The organism is Pseudonocardia terrae (genome assembly GCF_021343995.1).
GTDB classification, from domain to species: domain Bacteria; phylum Actinomycetota; class Actinomycetes; order Mycobacteriales; family Pseudonocardiaceae; genus Pseudonocardia; species Pseudonocardia terrae.
Window position 1 is genome coordinate 33,698 of record NZ_JAJTTE010000026.1, and the last position, 17,134, is coordinate 50,831.

The following is a 17,134-nucleotide window of genomic DNA, read 5'->3' on the forward strand; positions in this document are numbered from 1 at the left end:
GGCGCGGGAGCAGAATGAACCTGTCCGAGAACTGCGGCGGAGGGAGAGCGATGAAGATTGCGGACATCCTCGACGCGAAGGGCCGGACCGTCCACTGGATCCTGCCCTGGAAGAGCGCCGCGGACGCCGTCGCCCGCCTCGAGCAGCTCGGCGTCGGCGCCCTGGTCGTCTGCGACGGGGAGCAGCGGATGGTCGGGATCGTGTCCGAGCGGGACCTGATCAGGGGGCTCGCCCACCGGGGCGCGAACCTGCTCGACGTGCGGGTCGATGAGATCATGACCCACACGGTCGGCACCGCGCGCCTCGACGAGCCCATCGCCAGCGCGATGGCCCGGATGACCCGCGACCGCTTCCGGCACCTGCCGGTGCTCGAGCGCGGTCAGCTGGTCGGGATGGTCTCGATCGGCGACCTGGTCAAGGCGCGGTTGCGGGAGCTGGAGCTCGAGACCGGCGTCCTGCGGGACGTCTACATCGCGGCCCACTGACGCTGCCCCGACGGTCGAACGGCACTTCTCTGCGGAACTCCTCCGCACAGAAGTGCCGTTCCGGCGTCCGAGGATCAGTAGTCGAAGTCCGGATCTTCGGTACGGGTCCGCTTCAGCTCGAAGAAGTGCGGCCAGCCGGCCAGCAGCCGGGCGCCGTCGAAGACCTTCCCGGCCTCCTCGCCGTGCGGCACCTTGCTGATCACGGGGCCGAAGAAGGCGACGTCGTTCACGTGGATCACCGGCGTGCCGACGTCCATGCCCACCGGGTCCATGCCCGCGTGGTGGCTCGTCGTCAGCTTCTCGTCGTACTCGGTCGAGGTGGCCGCCTCGGCCAGCGACGCGGGCAGGTCCAGCTCCGCCAGCGCCTCCTTGATCACGACGTCGAAGTTTTTGTTGCCGCCGTTGTGGATGCGCTCGCCCATGGCCGTGTACAGCGGGCGCAGGATATCCGGGCCCTTCAGCTCGGCCGCGGCGATGCACACCCGCACCGGGCCCCAGCCCTTCTCCATGAGCGACTGGTACTGCTCCGGCAGGTCGCGGCCGGAGTTCAGCACCGACAGGCTCATCACGTGGAAGTTCAGCTCGATGTCGCGGACCTTCTCGACCTCGAGGATCCACCGCGAGGTCAGCCACGCCCACGGACACAGCGGGTCGAACCAGATGTCGACCTTGGCCGTGTCCTGTTCGGTGCTGGTCATGGGCACTCCGTTCGTCCGGGGAGGGACTCCTGTCGACCGTCACAACCGCGAGAGGTGGACGGCGTGTTCCCGGATACCCCCGGGGCACGGGCGCAATGACGGGGCGACCATCCCGTCCACGTGATTGGATGCCCCCACGCGACAATCCTGGAGGAAGGAGCGCGCCGCGCTCATGGCCCCGCCCAACCTGACCCGGACCGACGCCGAGCGCCGGGCCGCCCTGCTCGACGTCTCCGGCTACGTGGTCGACCTCGACCTCACCGACGGCCGCGGCGGACCGGGCGAGAAGACCTTCGCCACCACCACGACGGTCCGCTTCTCCTGCGCCGAGCCCGGCGCGGACAGCTGGATCGACGTCGTCGGCGCCGGGGTCGAGAGCGCCACGCTCAACGGCACCGCGCTCGACGTCTCCGGCTACCGCGAGGACGACGGCATCGCGCTGCCCGGCCTGGCCGCGGAGAACGAGCTGACCGTCCGCGCCACCGGTACCTACATGAACACCGGCGAGGGGCTGCACCGCTTCGTCGACCCGGTCGACGGCGGCGTCTACCTCTACTCGCAGTTCGAGACGGCGGACTGCAAGCGCCTGTTCGCCTGCTTCGACCAGCCGGACCTCAAGGCCCGCTACACGATCACCGTCACGGCGCCGGACGGCTGGAAGGTCGTGTCCAACGCCCTGGCCGAGACCGAGAAGGCCGGCCCGGCGACGGTGCACCGCTTCGCAGAGTCCGAGGTCATGTCGACCTACCTGGTCGCCCTGATCGCGGGCCCCTACTCGTCGTGGCACGACGAGCACGACGGCATCCCGCTGGGGATCTACTGCCGCGCCTCGCTCGCGCCCCACATGGACCACGAGCGGATCTTCACGGAGACGAAGCAGGGCTTCGACTTCTACCACCGCAACTTCGGGATCCGGTACCCGTTCGGCAAGTACGACCAGCTCTTCGTCCCGGAGTTCAACGCGGGCGCGATGGAGAACGCCGGCGCGGTCACCTTCCTCGAGGACTACGTCTTCCGGTCGCGGGTCACCCGGTTCCTCTACGAGCGCCGCGCCGAGACGATCCTGCACGAGATGGCGCACATGTGGTTCGGCGACCTCGTGACCATGCGCTGGTGGGACGACCTGTGGCTCAACGAGTCGTTCGCCACCTGGGCGTCGGTCCTCTGCCAGGCCGAGGCCACCGAGTACACCGAGGCGTGGACGACGTTCGCGAACGTCGAGAAGTCCTGGGCCTACCGCCAGGACCAGCTGCCCTCGACGCACCCGATCGCGGCGGACATCCCGGACCTGCAGGCCGTCGAGGTCAACTTCGACGGGATCACCTACGCCAAGGGCGCGTCGGTGCTCAAGCAGCTGGTGGCCTACGTGGGGCTCGAGCCCTTCATGGCGGGCCTGCGCGCCTACTTCGAGGCCCACAAGTGGGGCAACGCCACGTTCGACGACCTGCTGGGCGCGCTGGAGAAGTCCTCCGGGCGGGACCTCTCGGACTGGGGCGCGCAGTGGCTGCGCACCACCGGGCTGAACCTGCTGCGTCCGCAGTTCGAGGTGGACCCCGAGGGCCGCTTCACGTCCTTCGAGATCGTCCAGGGCGGTGCGCGACCCGGCGCCGGGGAGACCCGGACGCACCGCGTGGCCGTCGGCGTCTACGACGAGGACTCCAACGGCCGGATCGTGCGCACCGATCGGATCGAGGTGGACGTCACCGGCGAGCGCACCCGGGTGGGGGCCCTGGTCGGGACGCCGCAGGGCAAGCTCGTCCTGGTCAACGACGACGACCTGACCTACTGCGCCCTGCGGCTGGACCCGGGCTCGCTGACCACCCTGATCGACCGGATCGGCGACATCGCCGAGCCGCTCCCCCGCACCCTGTGCTGGTCGGCGGCCTGGGAGATGACCCGCGAGGCCGAGCTCAAGGCGCGGGACTTCACCACGCTGGTGTCCGGCGGGTTCGGCCGGGAGACCGAGATCGGCGTCGTGCAGCGGCTGCTGCTGCAGGTCCAGACCGCCGTGGCCTCGTACGCCGACGAGTCGTGGGCGACCGACACGGGCTGGCCGATGCTCACCGACGCCCTGTCCGCACAGCTCGACCTGGCCGAGCCCGGCTCGGACGCCCAGCTCGCCGTGGTCAACGCGCTGTCCGGGAGCGTCCTGCCCGCGGCGACGCTGGACCGGTTCGCCGCCTGGCTCGAGGGCCAGGACGTCCCGGAGGGGCTGACCGTCGACACCGACCTGCGCTGGCGGCTGCTGCATGCGCTGGTGGCGCACGGCCGGGCCGGCGAGGAGGCGATCGACGCCGAGCACCGCCGCGACCCCACGGCGGCCGGCGAGCGCCAGGCCGAGCGCGGCCGTTCGCTGATCCCGACGGCGGAGGCGAAGGCCCGCGCCTGGGACCGCGCGGTGCACGACGACGAACTGCCCAACGCCGTCAACGAGGCGATCATCGGCGGCTTCGCCCACCCGGGGCAGCGGGCCCTGCTCGCGCCCTACGTGGAGAAGTACTTCGCCGAGGTCGCGGACGTGTGGGCGCGGCGGACGTCGGAGCGCGCGCAGAGTGTGGTCCTCGGGCTGTTCCCGTCGTGGGCCGTGGAGAAGTCGACGGTCGACGCCGCCGACGCCTGGCTGGCCGACGAGAGCCACCCGCCGGCCCTGCGCCGGCTGGTGTCCGAGGGCCGGGCCGGGATCGTCCGCGCCCTGGCTGCGCGGGAGTTCGACCGCAGCTGACCGCACCATGGCTCCACAACGCCCTCCAGCCCCGGTCGTGAGCGCGTTGTGGAGCCATACTGCGCTCCCGGTACGGGTGGCGACCCCGCCCGGAGTCGCACGCTCCGTCGCAGGTCGATGACACGCAGCACGAAGGTTGCTCGGCATTCGGGTGAATGTCGACTGCTCCCCACGGCGCTGCCATACTCCGCATCTCACCGAGGGTGACCCGCGCTCCCCCATCTGCGGCGCCCCCGACCCCGCCGGAGTCCGCGTATGCGTATGCCGTTCGCGCTCTACCCCGTCCTGCTGGCGTGCGTCGTGGTCGTCGCGGGCTGCGGCAACCCGAGCGCCGAGCAGGCCGCGCTCGTCAGCACCGGCCCGGCGACGGCCGATCCCCTCCCCGCGCCCGCGGCGATGCCGGTCCCCGGGGCGCCGTCGGTCCTGCAGGCGGCGCTCGAGGCCAGCCGGAACCTGCCGAAGCCCACGCCCACCCCGACGTCGTCCGCGGCCCCCGGGTCGCGGTCCGGCGGGAGCAGCGGCGTCACGGGGCCGGACGGCCGGACCGTGCACACCGAGGTGACCTTCTACGGCGCCTACGACAACGACCCGCCGGGCAGCACCACGATCGCCTATCCCACCAAGCACTCCCAGGCGGGCGGTCGCGGCACCTACGCCGACCCGATCACCTTCGCCACCGATCCGGAGTTCATGGCCGTCGGCACGCTGGTCTACTACGCGCCGCTGAAGAAGTACTTCGTGATGGAGGACCTCTGCGCCTCCTGCCAGGAGGAGTACCAGGCGAATCGGCACCCGCACATCGACTTCTACACCGGCGGGTTCGACAGCGGCGTCTCGGCCTGCCAGGCCGCGCTCACGCCGTCCGGCCTGGCCGCGGTCGAGGTCTCGCCGCCGCCGGGCCGCGCGGTCGACACCACACCGCTCTACTCGAACGGGCGATGCATCTCCGGTTGATCACGGGGAACTCTGGAGAGAGTGACGAGCGCAGATCCGCCCGCCCCTCCGGCCCTGCCCGCGTACCTGCGCCGGCCCGCCGCCGTCGCGGTCGGGCTGGCCACGGTCGTGTTCGCGCTGCTGGGCACCCGCTACGCGGGGGGCAGCGGCTACGGCCGGGTCGACGGGCACGCCGAGAACCTCGTCGACTCACCCGCCTCGGCGCACCTCTGGTTGCTCCGGCGGCTCAGTGAGCTCGGCTCACCGCCGCTGGTGGTGTTCGCGGCGTTCGCGCTCTGCGGACTCTGCCTGGCGCTGGGCCGGCGGCGGCTCGCCGTCGTCGCGATCGTGGGGCCGGGACTCACCGGCGTGGCCACGACCTACCTCAAGCCCGCGATCGGCCGCACGATGGAGTTCGGCGGGTTCGCCTACCCCAGCGGGCACACGGGCGGCGCGACGTCGATCGCCCTGGTCGCCGCGTTGCTGCTGGTCAGCCTGGTGCGCCCCGGGCGGATCACCGGCATCGCGCTCGTCGTCACCATCGCGCTCGTCGTCGGCGGCACGATCGGCACGGCCATGGTCGCGACCGGCGCCCACTACCCCACCGACACGGTCGGCGGCTTCTGCGCCGCCGTCGCGTTCGTGCTGGGCACCGCGCTCCTGTCGGAGACCGTCGCTGCCTGGTGGCACGCCCGCCGCGCCGGCTGAGCGAAACCCCCGGACACGCCGAGGGCCCCGCCGGCGATCCGGCGGGACCCTCGGTGGTCCGTGCGGTCAGCGACGGAACAGACGACCCAGCAGCCCCTTCTTCCCGCTGCCGTCGGCCGGCGTGTAGTGCCCGCAGACGGCGGCACCGCAGGCACCGCAGTCGTCGCCCGGCCGGTAGTGCTCGTGCGCCCCGGCCTCGTGCCCGCACACGCACACCCCTGCCGGCGCGGGGGCCTGCGGCCGCGGCGCAACCGGCGGCGCGATCGGTGCACCCGCTTCCTCACCGGTCCGCTGGGCGGGCACTGCGACGCCGGGCGTCGCGAGATCGTCCACCGCCGGCAGCCCCGTGGGCGGGGTCAGCACCGACGAGGAGGATCCCTGCGCACCACGACGGGACGTGGAGCGGTTGCGCGGACGGGCGTTGTCCGACTCACCCATTCGGGATCCCACCTTTCTTCCGACCGGCCTCGCAGGGCCGGATGCGCCACAGTATGCAACCGATCGACCCCTCCGGGCCATCACCAGGAGAGGTGAGACGCCCGACGGTGTCCGGAGTTGCCCTACGGCGCGACGGGGTCGGTGGCCGGTCGGTTCGCGTCGACGGCCGGAAGAGTGACCGTCGCGGCGCAGCCGCGCGGGCCGTCCACCGTCCGCAGGGACAGGGACCCTCCCTGGCCCTCCACGAGCTCCCTGCTGATGTGGAGCCCCAGTCCGGAACCGCCGGCGCGGGCGTCGTGCACACCCCGTCCGAGTACGTCGCGCTCCTTCCCCGGGGGAAGGCCCGGTCCGCGGTCCCTGACCTCGATTACCACGTCGTCATGCTCGGAAAACGCCGTCACCGTGACGGGGGTTCCCGGCGCGTGGCGTTCACAGTTGGCCAACAGGTTCGTGACGATCTGCGCGGCCACCGCCGAGCTCCCGAGCGCGGCCAGCCCCTCGGCCACCTCCAGGCGCACCTGCCGCCCCCGCGCGCGCTGCAGCTCCACCAGGTTCGCGAGCATCGGCTCGAGCTCGTAGGAGCCCGGCTCCTCGGCCAGGTCCTCCTCCAGCTCCAGCGGGTCCCCCGAACGCTCGAGGATGGTGTGCAGGCGGCCGAGCTCGGCGAGGACGGCGCTGCGCAGCCGGTCGTGGTCGGGCCCGTCGGCCTCCGCCGAGAGCAGATGGGTGATCCCGGCCAGACCCGCCAGGCCGTTGCGCAGCTCGTGGTTGCGCTCGGCGGTGTGGGCCGCGGCGCGCTCCATGTGCAGTGCCGCGGCGGCCAGCTCCTCCTGCTGCTCGAAGTTCTCCTCCTGCAACGACCGCAGGCCACGCTGGACGAGCTGGAGCAGTCCGACCAGCAGCACCGCCATCCCGACGAGCCGCAGCGCGGGGAACACCAGGTCCGGCACCGGCGGGCCCATCGGCGTGGACAGCCGGTAGAGCTGGGCACCGGCCAGGATCACCAGGCCGAGCCCGATCCGCAGCCGGCTCGTGCTCTGCCGGCGCGCGGCGTCGACGACCGCCAGCACCGCGGCGGCGACCCAGCCGACCACGACGACCACCGCGTTGACCGGGCCTGCGATGAACAGGGTGGCGGCCCCGAGATCGGGCACGAGGAGCAGGGCCAGCACGGCGAGGACCGCACCGGCGAGCATGATGACCCAGCCGCCCCACGTGCCCATCCGGCGCGGCGAGCGCAGGGCGAAGACCAGCAGCACGAGGGCCGTCGCGTAGGCGATGAACCGGGAGACCTGGGTCGCTGACGGGATGGTCCCGGCCGGGGCGGAGACGCCCCAGGGCAGCACGACGAGGCAGTACAGGACCAGCGCGGCCGCGAGCCAGGCCAGCCGGGCCTCGGTCAGCAGGCGCGAGGCCACCAGCGCGAGGATCGCGGCGGCCGCGCCTATGCCGGCCGCGATGAGCGTGACGATGTCCGCCGCGGTCTCCTGGTGGAGCCAGTCGAGCACCCGTGGGCTGGCGGCCAGGACGACGACCGCGGCGCACAGTGCGAGCAGCACGCCGACGTCGATGGCCAGGCGGGAGGTGAAGCGGGCACGCCGCAGCCGCCCCACCGCGCTCGTGACACCGGTCGCCATGAGCCGAGGACCCCCTCCCCGAGCGCGCCGCGGGCGCGCCGTTCATCCATCTTAGGGATGCGCACATGCTGGGACGGGGCGGACGATGGACCTCAACCGATCGGCCGTCGGGCGTTCGCCCGACAGGGCATGCCGACGAGGACCGGCGGCGCGGGGGTCAGGCCCCGGTCGCCCGCCGGTAGAGGGCCACGGCCTCGAGCTGCGAGCTGACCTCGAGCTTGGTGAGCACCGCGCGGATCTGGGTGCGGACGGTCGCCAGCGACACCACGAAGTGATCCGCCACGGCCTGGGCGCGTTTGCCGCGGGCCAGTTCGGCCAGCACCTCCCGCTCCCGCTGGGTGAGCCGGCCGAGCTTCTCGGCGAGGTCCCGGCGCTCCGCCTGCCGGCGGCGGTAGAGGTCGATGAACTTGCGCCGCCGGTCGTCGGGCATCACCGGGCGCCCGGCGACCGCCTCGCGCACGGCCGCGAGCAGCGTGGGGAACGGCGCGTTCTTCGGCACCCAGGCGAGCGCGCCGGCGTCGAGGGCCGAGCCGACGCGGGCCGGGTCGGCGCTGCCGGAGAGGACGAGGACCTGCCAGCCGGCGCCCAGCAGTGGGCCGACCAGCTCCACGCCGTCGATCCGGTTGCCCTCGGCGTCGCGCCCCAGGTCCAGGTCCAGCAGGACGAGCCCGGGTGCGAGCTTGGCGACCTCCGCGAGGATGCCGCGCTCCGCCGCCGGCCGGATGCGGGACGCCTCGATGCCCTCGGAGCGCAGGCCGAGCACGAGCGAGGTCGCGACGAGCTCGTGGTCGTCGACGACCACGACGGGAGTGCCGACCCCCGTGGGCCTGCGCCCGGGGTCGTGCCGTGTCGGTTCGCTCATGGAGTACGACGGTGGCTTTCGCTGTGGGTCCGACGGCCGGTCCTGAGACTGCACCGATTCGCCCACCGGGTACCACTCACGGCACCGGGGGTGGGGGAATCCGCACGCCTTGCCCACATGATTGCACCATATGGCTGACGAGCCCTACCCATCACGCACGATTGCGTGATGGGGGTGTGGCACGGCCCGCTCCCGGGCCGCGGGTCAAGGGTCCGTCAGCGGCGGGGGCCGGCCTGGTCGGCCAGCATCCGCAGGCCGCTGAGCAGCCCGCCGAGCAGGTCGCTCTCCTTGAACGAGGCCACCATGCTCATGACGGCGAGCTTGGCACCCCGGTCCGGCAGCCGCAGCTTCGCCTCGGAGCCGGTGATGACCTCGACGACGCGCTGGCCAGGGCTCACCGCGACCAGGACGGACTCCGGCGCGCGCTCGAGCGAGGCCTGCAGCTCGGCGGCGCGGATCTCGGTCTTCTCGCCGAGGTCGCCCAGGTAGATCGCGAAGAGCAGACCGGTCTCGCGGCTGGCGAGGGTCAGCGCCTCGTCGAGGCGGGACAGCTGGGGCGTCGTGAAGGGGCCGGTCCTGTCCACCTCGTGGAAGACCACGGCCGCCGACACCCGGCCGGACCCGGTGACGACCGTGCCCTCCGGCAGGCTGTCCGGGTCGATCGTCGCGACGGCACCGTGGCCGCCGTGCTCACCAGTGGCCACGGGCACCCCCGGTCGTCGCGGCACCCTCGGCCGGCTCGATGTGCTCGACGTGGGCGGGCAGGTGCGCCCCGGCGGGGTTCGCCGTCCACAGCACCGGCTCGTAGCTCCACTTCTCACCAGTGCGGTACTTCGGCCGCTTGGCGGCTCTCGGCGCGATCGTCAGCAGAGCCAAGACCGCGTAGATCACCACGGGCGGCAGCACGAAGGCCAGCACCGTCTGCACCACGCTCACGGATGCACAACCTAGTCCATGGCCCCGGGCCCGGGCATGCCAGGCGAGGTGGACCTGCCTCACACCGGCGTCAGACCCCGGCCTCGCAGGGCAGCACGCCCCGCCGGATCGCGCCCGTCAGCTCGTCGAAGTCCCGTTCGGTCTGGTCGGCGTAGGCGCGGGCGAAGCGGCACACCGCGCGCCGGAACTTCCCGCCGCCCCCGACGTAGCCGCTGATCATCGAGGCGCCGCTGGTCCGGGCGTGGCCCTTGGCGAGGAGTCGGCCGCAGACGGCGGCGTAGTCGGCGAGGGTGGCCGCGTCGATGCCGTCGAGGACGATCGCGCCCTTCATGTCGCGGAACTGGCGGACGTAGTACTGCCGCTCGCCGACGGTGGTCCACCCGAGCAGCGGGTCCGACACGGTCTGCAGGGCCTGCTGGTACTCGACGACCCGTTGGCCCTGATGGGCGTGCCAGGCGTCGTCGCCGTGCACGTACGGGGCCACGACGGAGCGGCGGGCCTGTTTGAGCTGCAGGAACAGGACGTCGTCGGCACCCGATCCCTCGCACAGCGCGATGTAGGCGCGCAGCCCGACCGACCCGACGCCCACGACCTTGTGCGCGACGTCGACGACCCGGTACCCGCCGACCACCCGCGCCCAGTGCGGCGGCAGGGTCCGCAGGTACTGGTCGAGGGCCGCCAGGATCCTTTCGTACTGTCCGCTGTCCGGACGGGTGATCACCGGCGGCTCGGTGACCAAGCGGCGTTCCGCTCCGTCGCGCTGGGTGAAGCGGGGCAGGGCGCGGTCGCTGGTGCGCCGACGGGCCTTCCGGGCCGCGGAGGCAACGGCCTTGCGGCTGCTCTTGCGCGGCGCCTCCTCGTGCAGCTCCTGCGCCCCGATCCGCTCGAACGAGCGGGCCAGCAGCGGCTCCTCGGCCAGGCGCTCGAGGTGGCGGCGGTAGGCGTCGACGCACCGCGCCACCGCGTTCCCGCACTCGTCCTCGCCTGCCGAGTTGTCCCGGCCCGCCACCCAGATGCTCGCCGCCAGCCGGCGCAGGTCCCACTCCCACGCGCCGGGGTGGGCCTCGTCGAAGTCGTTGAGGTCGAAGACGAGCTCGCGCTCGGGCGAGGCGTAGAAGCCGAAGTTGCCGAGGTGGGCGTCGCCGCAGATCACCGGCCGGATGCCGGTGGCGGGCAGGGTCGCGAAGTCGGCGGTGTGCAGGGCCGCGGCGCCGCGCAGGAACGCGTACGGGCTCGCGCTCATCCGCCCGATCCGGACGGGCACCAGCCGCGCGACCCGGCCCTTGTTCGTCGCGATCACGGACTCGACGGCCCCGATCCTCCGGTTGCTCGGCGACCACGCCGCGAGCGACGACCGCGGCACCCCCTGGCGCAGGCTGCGGCCCAGGGCGTACCGCTCCGGGCGGGGGACGGCGGGCGCGGAGAGCAGCGCGAAGCCGTCGCGGTCGCGCGGGTCGAGCGAGGCGAGGACGGCGTGCGGGTGCATGAAGAGGTGATACCCGACGGGCGGTCCCGGCGCCGGGCCCGATGGCACCTCGGGCGGTTCGTCCGTCCGTCGGCCGGCGTCGGGACGGTTGGCCCCACGCATACACCCGGTGATCTCCTCGTCACCCGCTCGGGTTGTTCGGCCGACGCCGCCCGACCACGATGGACCGCATGCGCTTCCGGCGGGCGGCCCTGGCCCTGGTCGCGGCGGCGGGCCTCGCCGGGCTCGCGGGCTGCGCGACCTCGGGCCCGACCCCGCTGTGCGACCAGGCGCGCGGGCTGGTCGGCCAGGGGCAGCTCGCCCAGGCCGCGGAGCTGTTCGCCCGCGCGCAGGTCCGGGACGAGGGCACGTGTGCCGACGACGGTCTCGGCGAGGTCGGCAACCGCTACACGATGGCCTACACCGACGCGGCCCGCGGCTCCGCGGCGGAGGTCGAGGGCCACACCGACCTCGCACAATCCGCCTACGAGTCCGCGCTGCGGCTCGACGCGGGCAACCAGGCGGCATCCAACGGCCTGGTCCGCCTCGGCCTCCCGCCCGCCGAGCGCAGCGCCCCGCTCCCCCTGCCCGCCGTCGCGCCCTACCCCCGGGCGTCGTGGTGGACGGGGTGGCAGATCGCGCTCCCGGCCCTGGTCCTCGCCGTGCTGGCCGTGTCGGGAGTGGGGTTGCTGTGGCGGCGCGGCGGGATCGGGGACCCACGCACGGCGGCCTCGTCGGGGACCGGGAAGAGCTCACGACCCGCGGCTTTCCTGGAGTGGCGCGGGCGCGGATGGCGGCGAAGCCGGTCGGACGACGAGGAAGAAAAGTTCGGACTGGCACCCGACGCCACGGAGGCGGGTCGGGACGCGGCCGTTGCTCAGGCCGCGGCCTCTGGGGCGGCCGATCGATCGGAAGCGGGTGGCGAGAACGCCGGCCCGGTCCGTGACGACGAGCCGGGCGGCATGTCGGACGGGGACACGCAGCCCGTGCCGGCGGCCGGAGGTGGGGAGGACGAGCGTCGGCTCGAGTGGGACCGCGAGGAGCGGGGTGCCGCTGCGGAGGGTGGTGCGTGGCTGACGCGCGGCCGGGACCTCGGCCGTGGCAGGTCGAGGCGGAGGCGCCGCACGCAGGAGGAGGCCGACGCCGGTTGGACCCGGATGCGTGACGATCCCGCGCCGGAGCCCGCCGAGGTCCGACCGCCCGCGTCCCGCCCGCTCGCGGCGGCCCCGGGAGCCGCCGCGGCCGCCGGCATCATCGCCGCAGGTGAGGTCGCGCCCGAGCCCAAGGAGGCGGAGCCCTCCATCCCGCGCGAGGCCGACCCGGCACCCCGCCCCGAGGCCGGTCCGTCCGCTCGGAACGAGGTCGGGCCGTCCGGCGCCGGTGCGGCCGAGTCGGCTGACGGCCGGACAGGACTTCCTGATCGCCCCGAGACGGAGCCGGTTCAGGCCCGCGAGGCGGAGGTAGCTCGCGATGCGGAGGCAGCTGAGGCGGCGGCAGCGCACCAGGCGGAGGCAGCGCACCAGGCGGAGCCTGTCGATCGCGGATTCGAGCCGACCGAACTCGCAGAGACGGGGTCGGCCGGCCGCGGCGAGACCGAGCCCGTTGACGGTGAGAGGGCCGAGTCGGGGGAGCGCGACGAGACCGAGCCGGCCGATCACACTGTGGCAACCGGCGCTGGCGGAACCGCGGCCTCCGCCGTCGCCGCTCAGGGCGTCCGGCCCGCGGCGAGCACCGCGGCCGCACCGTCTGCCGAGAAGCCCGACCCCGCCCTCCGCTCCCAGCTCGCGGACCTCGACCTGGAGATCGGCCAGCTCCAGCGCATCCTCAACCGCTCGCTGCGCACCGACCGCGACGGCGGCCCACCCCGCTTCTTCGCCGCCCGACAGCCGGTCAAGGGACCGGCCGTCGCCGTCACGCTGGAGATCGTGTCGCTGGACCTCGCGGGCGGGGAGCAGGCCGGCAGCACACTCTGCGTGCGCCGCACCGTGTCCGCCGAGCGACCGCCGGGCCCCTGGGTGCCGGAGGACCGTGACGTCCGCTGGCAGGACGTCGCGGAGGAGGTCGAGTACCGCGCGACCGGCAGCATCCGGGACTCCGACGGCCGCATGTGGATCACTCCGGGCCGGGAGGAGCTGCGGGCCGTCCTCCTCGACGTCGACCGCATTCGACCGGCCTGGCTCCCCCTGCTGCGCGGCGACTCGCCGAGCACCTCACTCCCGCTCGCCCCGCCCCCGTCGGACCAGGTCACCGGGCTCAAAGCCGCGCTCGACGGCGCCCAGCCGCTGGTCAGCCCCCAACCGCTCCCCTCGGGCGTCCGGCTGCTGGCGATCGTCGACGCCCTGCTCGCGGGCCCGACGCTCACCAATGTCCGCGTCGACGCCGTCGCCAACGAGGTCCTCGCCCTCGCCGCCGCCGAGTCGGTCGAGTACGAACTCGACCGCCACCTGATCCCGCTCGGCCGCTGAGCCCGGGCGCCCGTACCGACAGAGGCGCCCCGAACCCGACCGGCCGCCTGACCGGTACCCCCATGGCTACCCGGCCATGATCACGCCTCGTGGACCCACAGAGTCGATTTCCGACCGCCCACGTCCATGAATGACGATCACGCCCCTTGCCAGAGTCGCATGATCATGTATCGGGGACCGGCAGAGTCGCTCTCCGACTGCCCACGTCCACGAGAAACGATCACGCCCAGAGCCCGCCGCCCCGCCGCCCCGCCGCCCCGGCCCCGCCTACCGGTAGACCGGCAGAATCCCCTGCTCCTCCGCCTCGGCGAGGGTCGGCGCGTCCCGGTCCTTGTCGGACAGGACGAGTTCGACATCCGCAGGCCACGGCAGGCCCAGCGCCGGGTCCACCGGCGAGACCCCGTGCTCGGCGGAGGGGTTGTACGGCGTGGAGCACAGATACGCCATCACCGTCGCCTCCTCCAACGCGACGAAGGCGTGCCCCAGCCCCTCGGCGATGTACACCGCCCGCAGGGACTCCGAGTCCAGCTCCACCGCCTCCCACTGCCCGAAGGTCGGCGACCCCACCCGCACGTCCACGATCACGTCGAGCAACCGGCCCGACGGACACGACACGTACTTGGCCTGCCCCGGTGGCACGTCCGCGAAGTGCACCCCCCGCACCACCCCGAGCCGCGACACCGAGTGGTTGGTCTGCCCCACGACCAGGTCGAACCCCAGAGCCTCCCGGAACACCGGCCCCTGGAACGGCGCCACGAACACCCCACGCCGGTCCGGGAACACCGGCGGCTCGAACACCCACGCCCCCGAGATCCCCAGCTCCCGGTACTTCACGACGCGACCCCGCTCTTGAGCGGCTCCCACCAGTCCCGCCGCTCCGAGTACCACGCCGCCGTCTCCGCCAGCCCCTCCTCGAACGACACCCGCGGCTCGTACCCCAGCTCGGCGCGGATCTTCGACCAGTCCACCGAGTACCGCCGGTCGTGCCCCTTGCGGTCGGTCACCGGCTCCACACGCGACCAGTCCGCCCCCACCGCGTCGAGCAGCCGCCCGGTCAGCTCCCGGTTGGTCAGCTCCGTCCCGCCACCGATGTTGTAGGTCTCCCCCGCCCGCCCCGAGGCCGCGACCAGCGCGATCCCCCGGCAGTGGTCGTCGACGTGCAGCCAGTCCCGCACGTTCAGGCCGTCGCCGTACAACGGCACGGTGCCCCCGTCGAGCAGGTTCGTCACGAACAACGGGATCACCTTCTCCGGGAACTGGTACGGCCCGTAGTTGTTGCTGCACCGCGTGATCGACACGTCCAGCCCGTGCGTCCGGTGATACGACCGCGCCAACAGGTCGCTCCCCGCCTTCGACGCCGAGTACGGCGAGTTCGGCTCCAGCACGTGGTCCTCCGACCACGAGCCCGACTCGATCGACCCGTACACCTCGTCCGTCGACACGTGCACGAACTTCCCGACCCCGGCATCCAGCGCCGCCTGCAACATCACCTGCGTGCCGACCACGTTCGTCGACACGAAGTCCGCCGCCCCCGCGATCGACCGGTCCACGTGCGACTCCGCCGCGAAATGCACCACCAGATCACAGCCCCGCACGGCAGCAGCAGCCGCCGACGGATCCCGGACGTCACCGACCACCAGCTCGACCTCGGGGGCCACCGACGCCAGGTTCTCCCGCCGCCCCGCGTACGTGAGCAGATCCAGCACCCGCACCGAACCCGCCAACTCCGGATACGCGCCCCCAACCAGCGACCGCACGAAATGCGACCCGATGAACCCGGCACCACCCGTGACCAGAACGCGCACCCGGTGAGGGTAGCGACGAGCCGCTCGGCAGAATGCCCCCGTGCGCGCCCTCGTCCTCGGAGCCGGCGGCCAGCTCGGGAAGGCGCTGGCCGCGGCCCTGCCCACGGCTCTCGCGTTGACCCGCGCCGAGCTCGATCTGACCGACCCGGCCGCGCTCGCCGCCGTCGACTGGTCGGCCTTCGACACGGTGCTCAACGCCGCCGCCTACACCAACGTCGACGCCGCCGAGACGCCCGAGGGCCGCCGCCGGGCCTGGGCCGCCAACGCCCTCGCCCCCGCCGCGCTCGCGAAGATCGCCACCGAGCACGACCTGCGGCTCGTGCACGTCTCGACCGAGTACGTCTTCGACGGCACCCACGACGGCCCGATCCCCGAGACCGCCGCCGTCGCCCCGCTGAGCGCCTACGGTGCGTCGAAGGCCGCAGGGGACGCCGCCGTCGCGACCACGCCCCGGCACTGGATCGTCCGCCCGACCTGGGTGATCGGCGACGGCGCCAACTTCGCCCGCACCATGCGCACGCTGGCGCAGAAGGGCGTCAGCCCGACCGTCGTCGCGGACCAGGTCGGCAGGCCCACCCTCGCGACCGACCTCGCCGCCGGAATCCTCGAGCTCCTCGACAGCGAGCCCGGCACCTACCACCTGACCAACGGCGGCGAGCCCGCGAGCTGGGCGGACGTCGCGAGGTTCGTCTTCGCGGCCTCGGGCCGGGATCAGCACGACGTCACCGACACCACCACCGACGCCTACTTCGCCGACAAGCCCGACGCGGCCCGCCGACCGTTGAACAGCGTCCTCGACCTGACGAAGGCGGCGAAGGCGGGCGTCACGCTGCCGGACTGGCGCGCGAGCCTGGAGGCCTACCTGCGATGAAGGGAATCGTTCTGGCGGGCGGCACCGGCACCCGGCTGCACCCGATCACCCGCGGCGTCTCGAAGCAGCTGTTGCCGGTCTTCGACAAGCCGATGATCTACTACCCGCTGTCCACGCTGATGCTGGCCGGAGTGCGAGAGATCCTCGTGATCACCACCCCGGAGGACGCCCCGAGCTTCCGCCGGCTGCTCGGCGACGGCTCCGAGCTCGGCCTCGCCCTCACGTATGCCACCCAGGCCGAACCCAACGGCATCGCCGAGGCCTTCGTCATCGGCGAGGACCACATCGCGGGCGAGAACGTCGCGCTCGTCCTCGGCGACAACATCTTCCACGGCCCCCGTTTCTCCGCCATGCTCCGCGAGGCCCGCGACGGGCTCGGCCCTGAAGGTGACGGCTGTGTCCTGTTCGGCTACCCCGTCAAGGACCCCCACCGCTACGGCGTCGGTGAGGCCGACGACCGGGGCCGCCTGATCTCCATCGAGGAGAAACCCGAGAAGCCGCGCTCCGACCGCGCCATCACCGGGCTCTACCTCTACGACGGTCGGGCCGCCGAGCTGGCGAAGCAGCTGCGGCCGTCGGCCCGGGGCGAGCTGGAGATCACCGACCTCAACCGCACGTACCTGGAGCAGGGCCGCGCCCGGCTCGTCGATCTCGGCCGCGGCTTCGCCTGGCTCGACACCGGCACCCACGAGTCGCTGATCGACGCCGGGCACTACGTCCAGGTCCTCGAGAACCGCCAGGGCATCCGCATCGCGTGCCTGGAGGAGGTCGCGTTGCGCATGGGCTTCATCGACGCCGACGCCTGCTACGCCCTCGGCGAGAAGCAGGCCAAGAACGGCTACGGGCAGTACGTCATGGACGTCGCGACCTCGTTCAGCGCGACACGATGAGCGAGCCGACCGTGATGTCCCACGCCTCGTCCTCGGCGCCGTAGAGGTCGATCCGGAAGGTCGTCAGCCGGGCGTCGCCGACCGGACGCTCGGCGAACAGCCGGTCGCGGGCGAGGAACGGCAGCCGGAGCGTTCGGAGTAGCGCTTGCGCGGTGCGCTCGAGCGGGTCGCGCTCAAGTCCTGCGTGCGGCACGGGGCGGCGATCGACGTCGTCGCCGA

Annotated in this window: 17 protein-coding genes; 7 read left to right on the forward strand and 10 right to left on the reverse strand. The window is 73.0% G+C overall.

Annotated elements, in window-relative coordinates; translation table 11 throughout:
* Nucleotides 1-50 precede the first annotated feature (50 nt).
* Nucleotides 51-485, forward strand: a complete 435-nt coding sequence (locus LWC33_RS18510) for a CBS domain-containing protein (protein WP_233305657.1) — start codon at nt 51-53, stop codon at nt 483-485.
* Nucleotides 486-559: 74 nt separating this feature from the next.
* Here LWC33_RS18510 and LWC33_RS18515 read toward each other — a convergent pair whose 3' ends face one another.
* Entirely contained in the window at nt 560-1,183 is a 624-nt protein-coding gene (locus LWC33_RS18515) for a mycothiol-dependent nitroreductase Rv2466c family protein (protein ID WP_233305658.1), read from the reverse strand.
* A gap of 172 nt (nt 1,184-1,355) precedes the next feature.
* On the opposite strand from LWC33_RS18515, the gene pepN reads away from it, so the two are divergent.
* The 3 genes from pepN to LWC33_RS36110 all read left to right on the forward strand — a co-directional run bounded on the left by pepN (nt 1,356) and on the right by LWC33_RS36110 (nt 5,546).
* Nucleotides 1,356-3,905: an aminopeptidase N gene (pepN, locus tag LWC33_RS18520; protein ID WP_233305659.1), complete on the forward strand. Its 2,550-nt coding sequence runs from the start codon at nt 1,356-1,358 to the stop codon at nt 3,903-3,905.
* Between the two features lie 255 nt (nt 3,906-4,160).
* A complete protein-coding gene (locus LWC33_RS18525) occupies nt 4,161-4,859 on the forward strand; it encodes a hypothetical protein (protein WP_233305660.1) in 699 nt (232 codons plus the stop codon).
* A 21-nt stretch (nt 4,860-4,880) separates the two neighbouring features.
* Nucleotides 4,881-5,546 carry a phosphatase PAP2 family protein gene (locus tag LWC33_RS36110; protein ID WP_233305661.1) on the forward strand — a complete coding sequence of 222 codons (666 nt, stop codon included), beginning with the start codon at nt 4,881-4,883 and terminating at the stop codon, nt 5,544-5,546.
* A 66-nt stretch (nt 5,547-5,612) separates the two neighbouring features.
* On the opposite strand, the gene LWC33_RS18535 is transcribed toward LWC33_RS36110, so the two are convergent.
* From LWC33_RS18535 to LWC33_RS18560, 6 genes are all read right to left on the reverse strand, one after another.
* Entirely contained in the window at nt 5,613-5,984 is a 372-nt protein-coding gene (locus tag LWC33_RS18535) for a hypothetical protein (RefSeq protein ID WP_233305662.1), read from the reverse strand.
* Between the two features lie 122 nt (nt 5,985-6,106).
* On the reverse strand, nt 6,107-7,621 hold the full coding sequence (locus LWC33_RS18540) for a sensor histidine kinase (protein ID WP_233305663.1): 1,515 nt from the start codon (nt 7,619-7,621) through the stop codon (nt 6,107-6,109).
* A 157-nt stretch (nt 7,622-7,778) separates the two neighbouring features.
* Nucleotides 7,779-8,483 (reverse strand): LuxR C-terminal-related transcriptional regulator, encoded by a 705-nt coding sequence (locus LWC33_RS18545; RefSeq protein WP_233305664.1) that lies wholly within the window; start codon nt 8,481-8,483, stop codon nt 7,779-7,781.
* 215 nt (nt 8,484-8,698) lie between these two features.
* Nucleotides 8,699-9,187, reverse strand: a complete 489-nt coding sequence (locus LWC33_RS18550) for a DUF5130 family protein (protein WP_233305665.1) — start codon at nt 9,185-9,187, stop codon at nt 8,699-8,701.
* Nucleotides 9,174-9,419 carry an aa3-type cytochrome oxidase subunit CtaJ gene (gene ctaJ, locus LWC33_RS18555; RefSeq protein ID WP_233305666.1) on the reverse strand — a complete coding sequence of 82 codons (246 nt, stop codon included), beginning with the start codon at nt 9,417-9,419 and terminating at the stop codon, nt 9,174-9,176. The genes LWC33_RS18550 and ctaJ overlap by 14 nt, the downstream gene beginning before the upstream one ends.
* A gap of 70 nt (nt 9,420-9,489) precedes the next feature.
* Entirely contained in the window at nt 9,490-10,905 is a 1,416-nt protein-coding gene (locus tag LWC33_RS18560) for a DUF2252 domain-containing protein (protein ID WP_233305667.1), read from the reverse strand.
* A gap of 170 nt (nt 10,906-11,075) precedes the next feature.
* Between LWC33_RS18560 and LWC33_RS18565 the strand changes: the two genes are divergently transcribed.
* Nucleotides 11,076-13,349, forward strand: a complete 2,274-nt coding sequence (locus LWC33_RS18565; protein ID WP_233305668.1) for a hypothetical protein — start codon at nt 11,076-11,078, stop codon at nt 13,347-13,349.
* Nucleotides 13,350-13,616: 267 nt separating this feature from the next.
* On the opposite strand, the gene LWC33_RS18570 is transcribed toward LWC33_RS18565, so the two are convergent.
* Together LWC33_RS18570 and rfbB are read right to left on the reverse strand one after the other, a co-directional pair.
* A complete protein-coding gene (locus LWC33_RS18570; protein ID WP_233305669.1) occupies nt 13,617-14,183 on the reverse strand; it encodes a dTDP-4-dehydrorhamnose 3,5-epimerase family protein in 567 nt (188 codons plus the stop codon).
* Nucleotides 14,180-15,154, reverse strand: coding sequence for a dTDP-glucose 4,6-dehydratase (rfbB, locus tag LWC33_RS18575; protein WP_233305670.1), 975 nt, complete (start codon nt 15,152-15,154; stop codon nt 14,180-14,182). Before rfbB ends, LWC33_RS18570 begins: the two co-directional genes overlap by 4 nt.
* Nucleotides 15,155-15,194: 40 nt before the next feature.
* Here rfbB and rfbD point away from each other — a divergent pair, with 40 nt between their 5' ends.
* Nucleotides 15,195-16,025, forward strand: a complete 831-nt coding sequence (gene rfbD / locus LWC33_RS18580) for a dTDP-4-dehydrorhamnose reductase (protein WP_233305671.1) — start codon at nt 15,195-15,197, stop codon at nt 16,023-16,025.
* On the forward strand, nt 16,022-16,915 hold the full coding sequence (rfbA, locus tag LWC33_RS18585; protein WP_233305672.1) for a glucose-1-phosphate thymidylyltransferase RfbA: 894 nt from the start codon (nt 16,022-16,024) through the stop codon (nt 16,913-16,915). The genes rfbD and rfbA overlap by 4 nt, the downstream gene beginning before the upstream one ends.
* On the opposite strand, the gene LWC33_RS18590 is transcribed toward rfbA, so the two are convergent.
* Complete coding sequence (locus tag LWC33_RS18590) at nt 16,899-17,108, reverse strand: hypothetical protein (protein WP_233305673.1); 210 nt, start codon at nt 17,106-17,108, stop codon at nt 16,899-16,901. The two genes, rfbA and LWC33_RS18590, sit on opposite strands and share 17 nt — an antisense overlap.
* Between the last annotated feature and the right edge of the window lie 26 nt (nt 17,109-17,134).

Bases quoted from the DNA above. Each gene is read 5' to 3' on its own strand.
- pepN (WP_233305659.1), top strand. From the start codon at position 1,356: ATGGCCCCGCCCAACCTGACCCGGACCGACGCCGAGCGCCGGGCCGCC.
- rfbA (WP_233305672.1), top strand. From the start codon at position 16,022: ATGAAGGGAATCGTTCTGGCGGGCGGCACCGGCACCCGGCTGCACCCG.
- LWC33_RS18545 (WP_233305664.1), bottom strand. From the start codon at position 8,483: ATGAGCGAACCGACACGGCACGACCCCGGGCGCAGGCCCACGGGGGTC.
- LWC33_RS18560 (WP_233305667.1), bottom strand. From the start codon at position 10,905: ATGCACCCGCACGCCGTCCTCGCCTCGCTCGACCCGCGCGACCGCGAC.
- LWC33_RS18565 (WP_233305668.1), top strand. From the start codon at position 11,076: ATGCGCTTCCGGCGGGCGGCCCTGGCCCTGGTCGCGGCGGCGGGCCTC.
- LWC33_RS18510 (WP_233305657.1), top strand. From the start codon at position 51: ATGAAGATTGCGGACATCCTCGACGCGAAGGGCCGGACCGTCCACTGG.
- LWC33_RS18525 (WP_233305660.1), top strand. From the start codon at position 4,161: ATGCGTATGCCGTTCGCGCTCTACCCCGTCCTGCTGGCGTGCGTCGTG.
- LWC33_RS18540 (WP_233305663.1), bottom strand. From the start codon at position 7,621: ATGGCGACCGGTGTCACGAGCGCGGTGGGGCGGCTGCGGCGTGCCCGC.
- LWC33_RS18535 (WP_233305662.1), bottom strand. From the start codon at position 5,984: ATGGGTGAGTCGGACAACGCCCGTCCGCGCAACCGCTCCACGTCCCGT.
- LWC33_RS18515 (WP_233305658.1), bottom strand. From the start codon at position 1,183: ATGACCAGCACCGAACAGGACACGGCCAAGGTCGACATCTGGTTCGAC.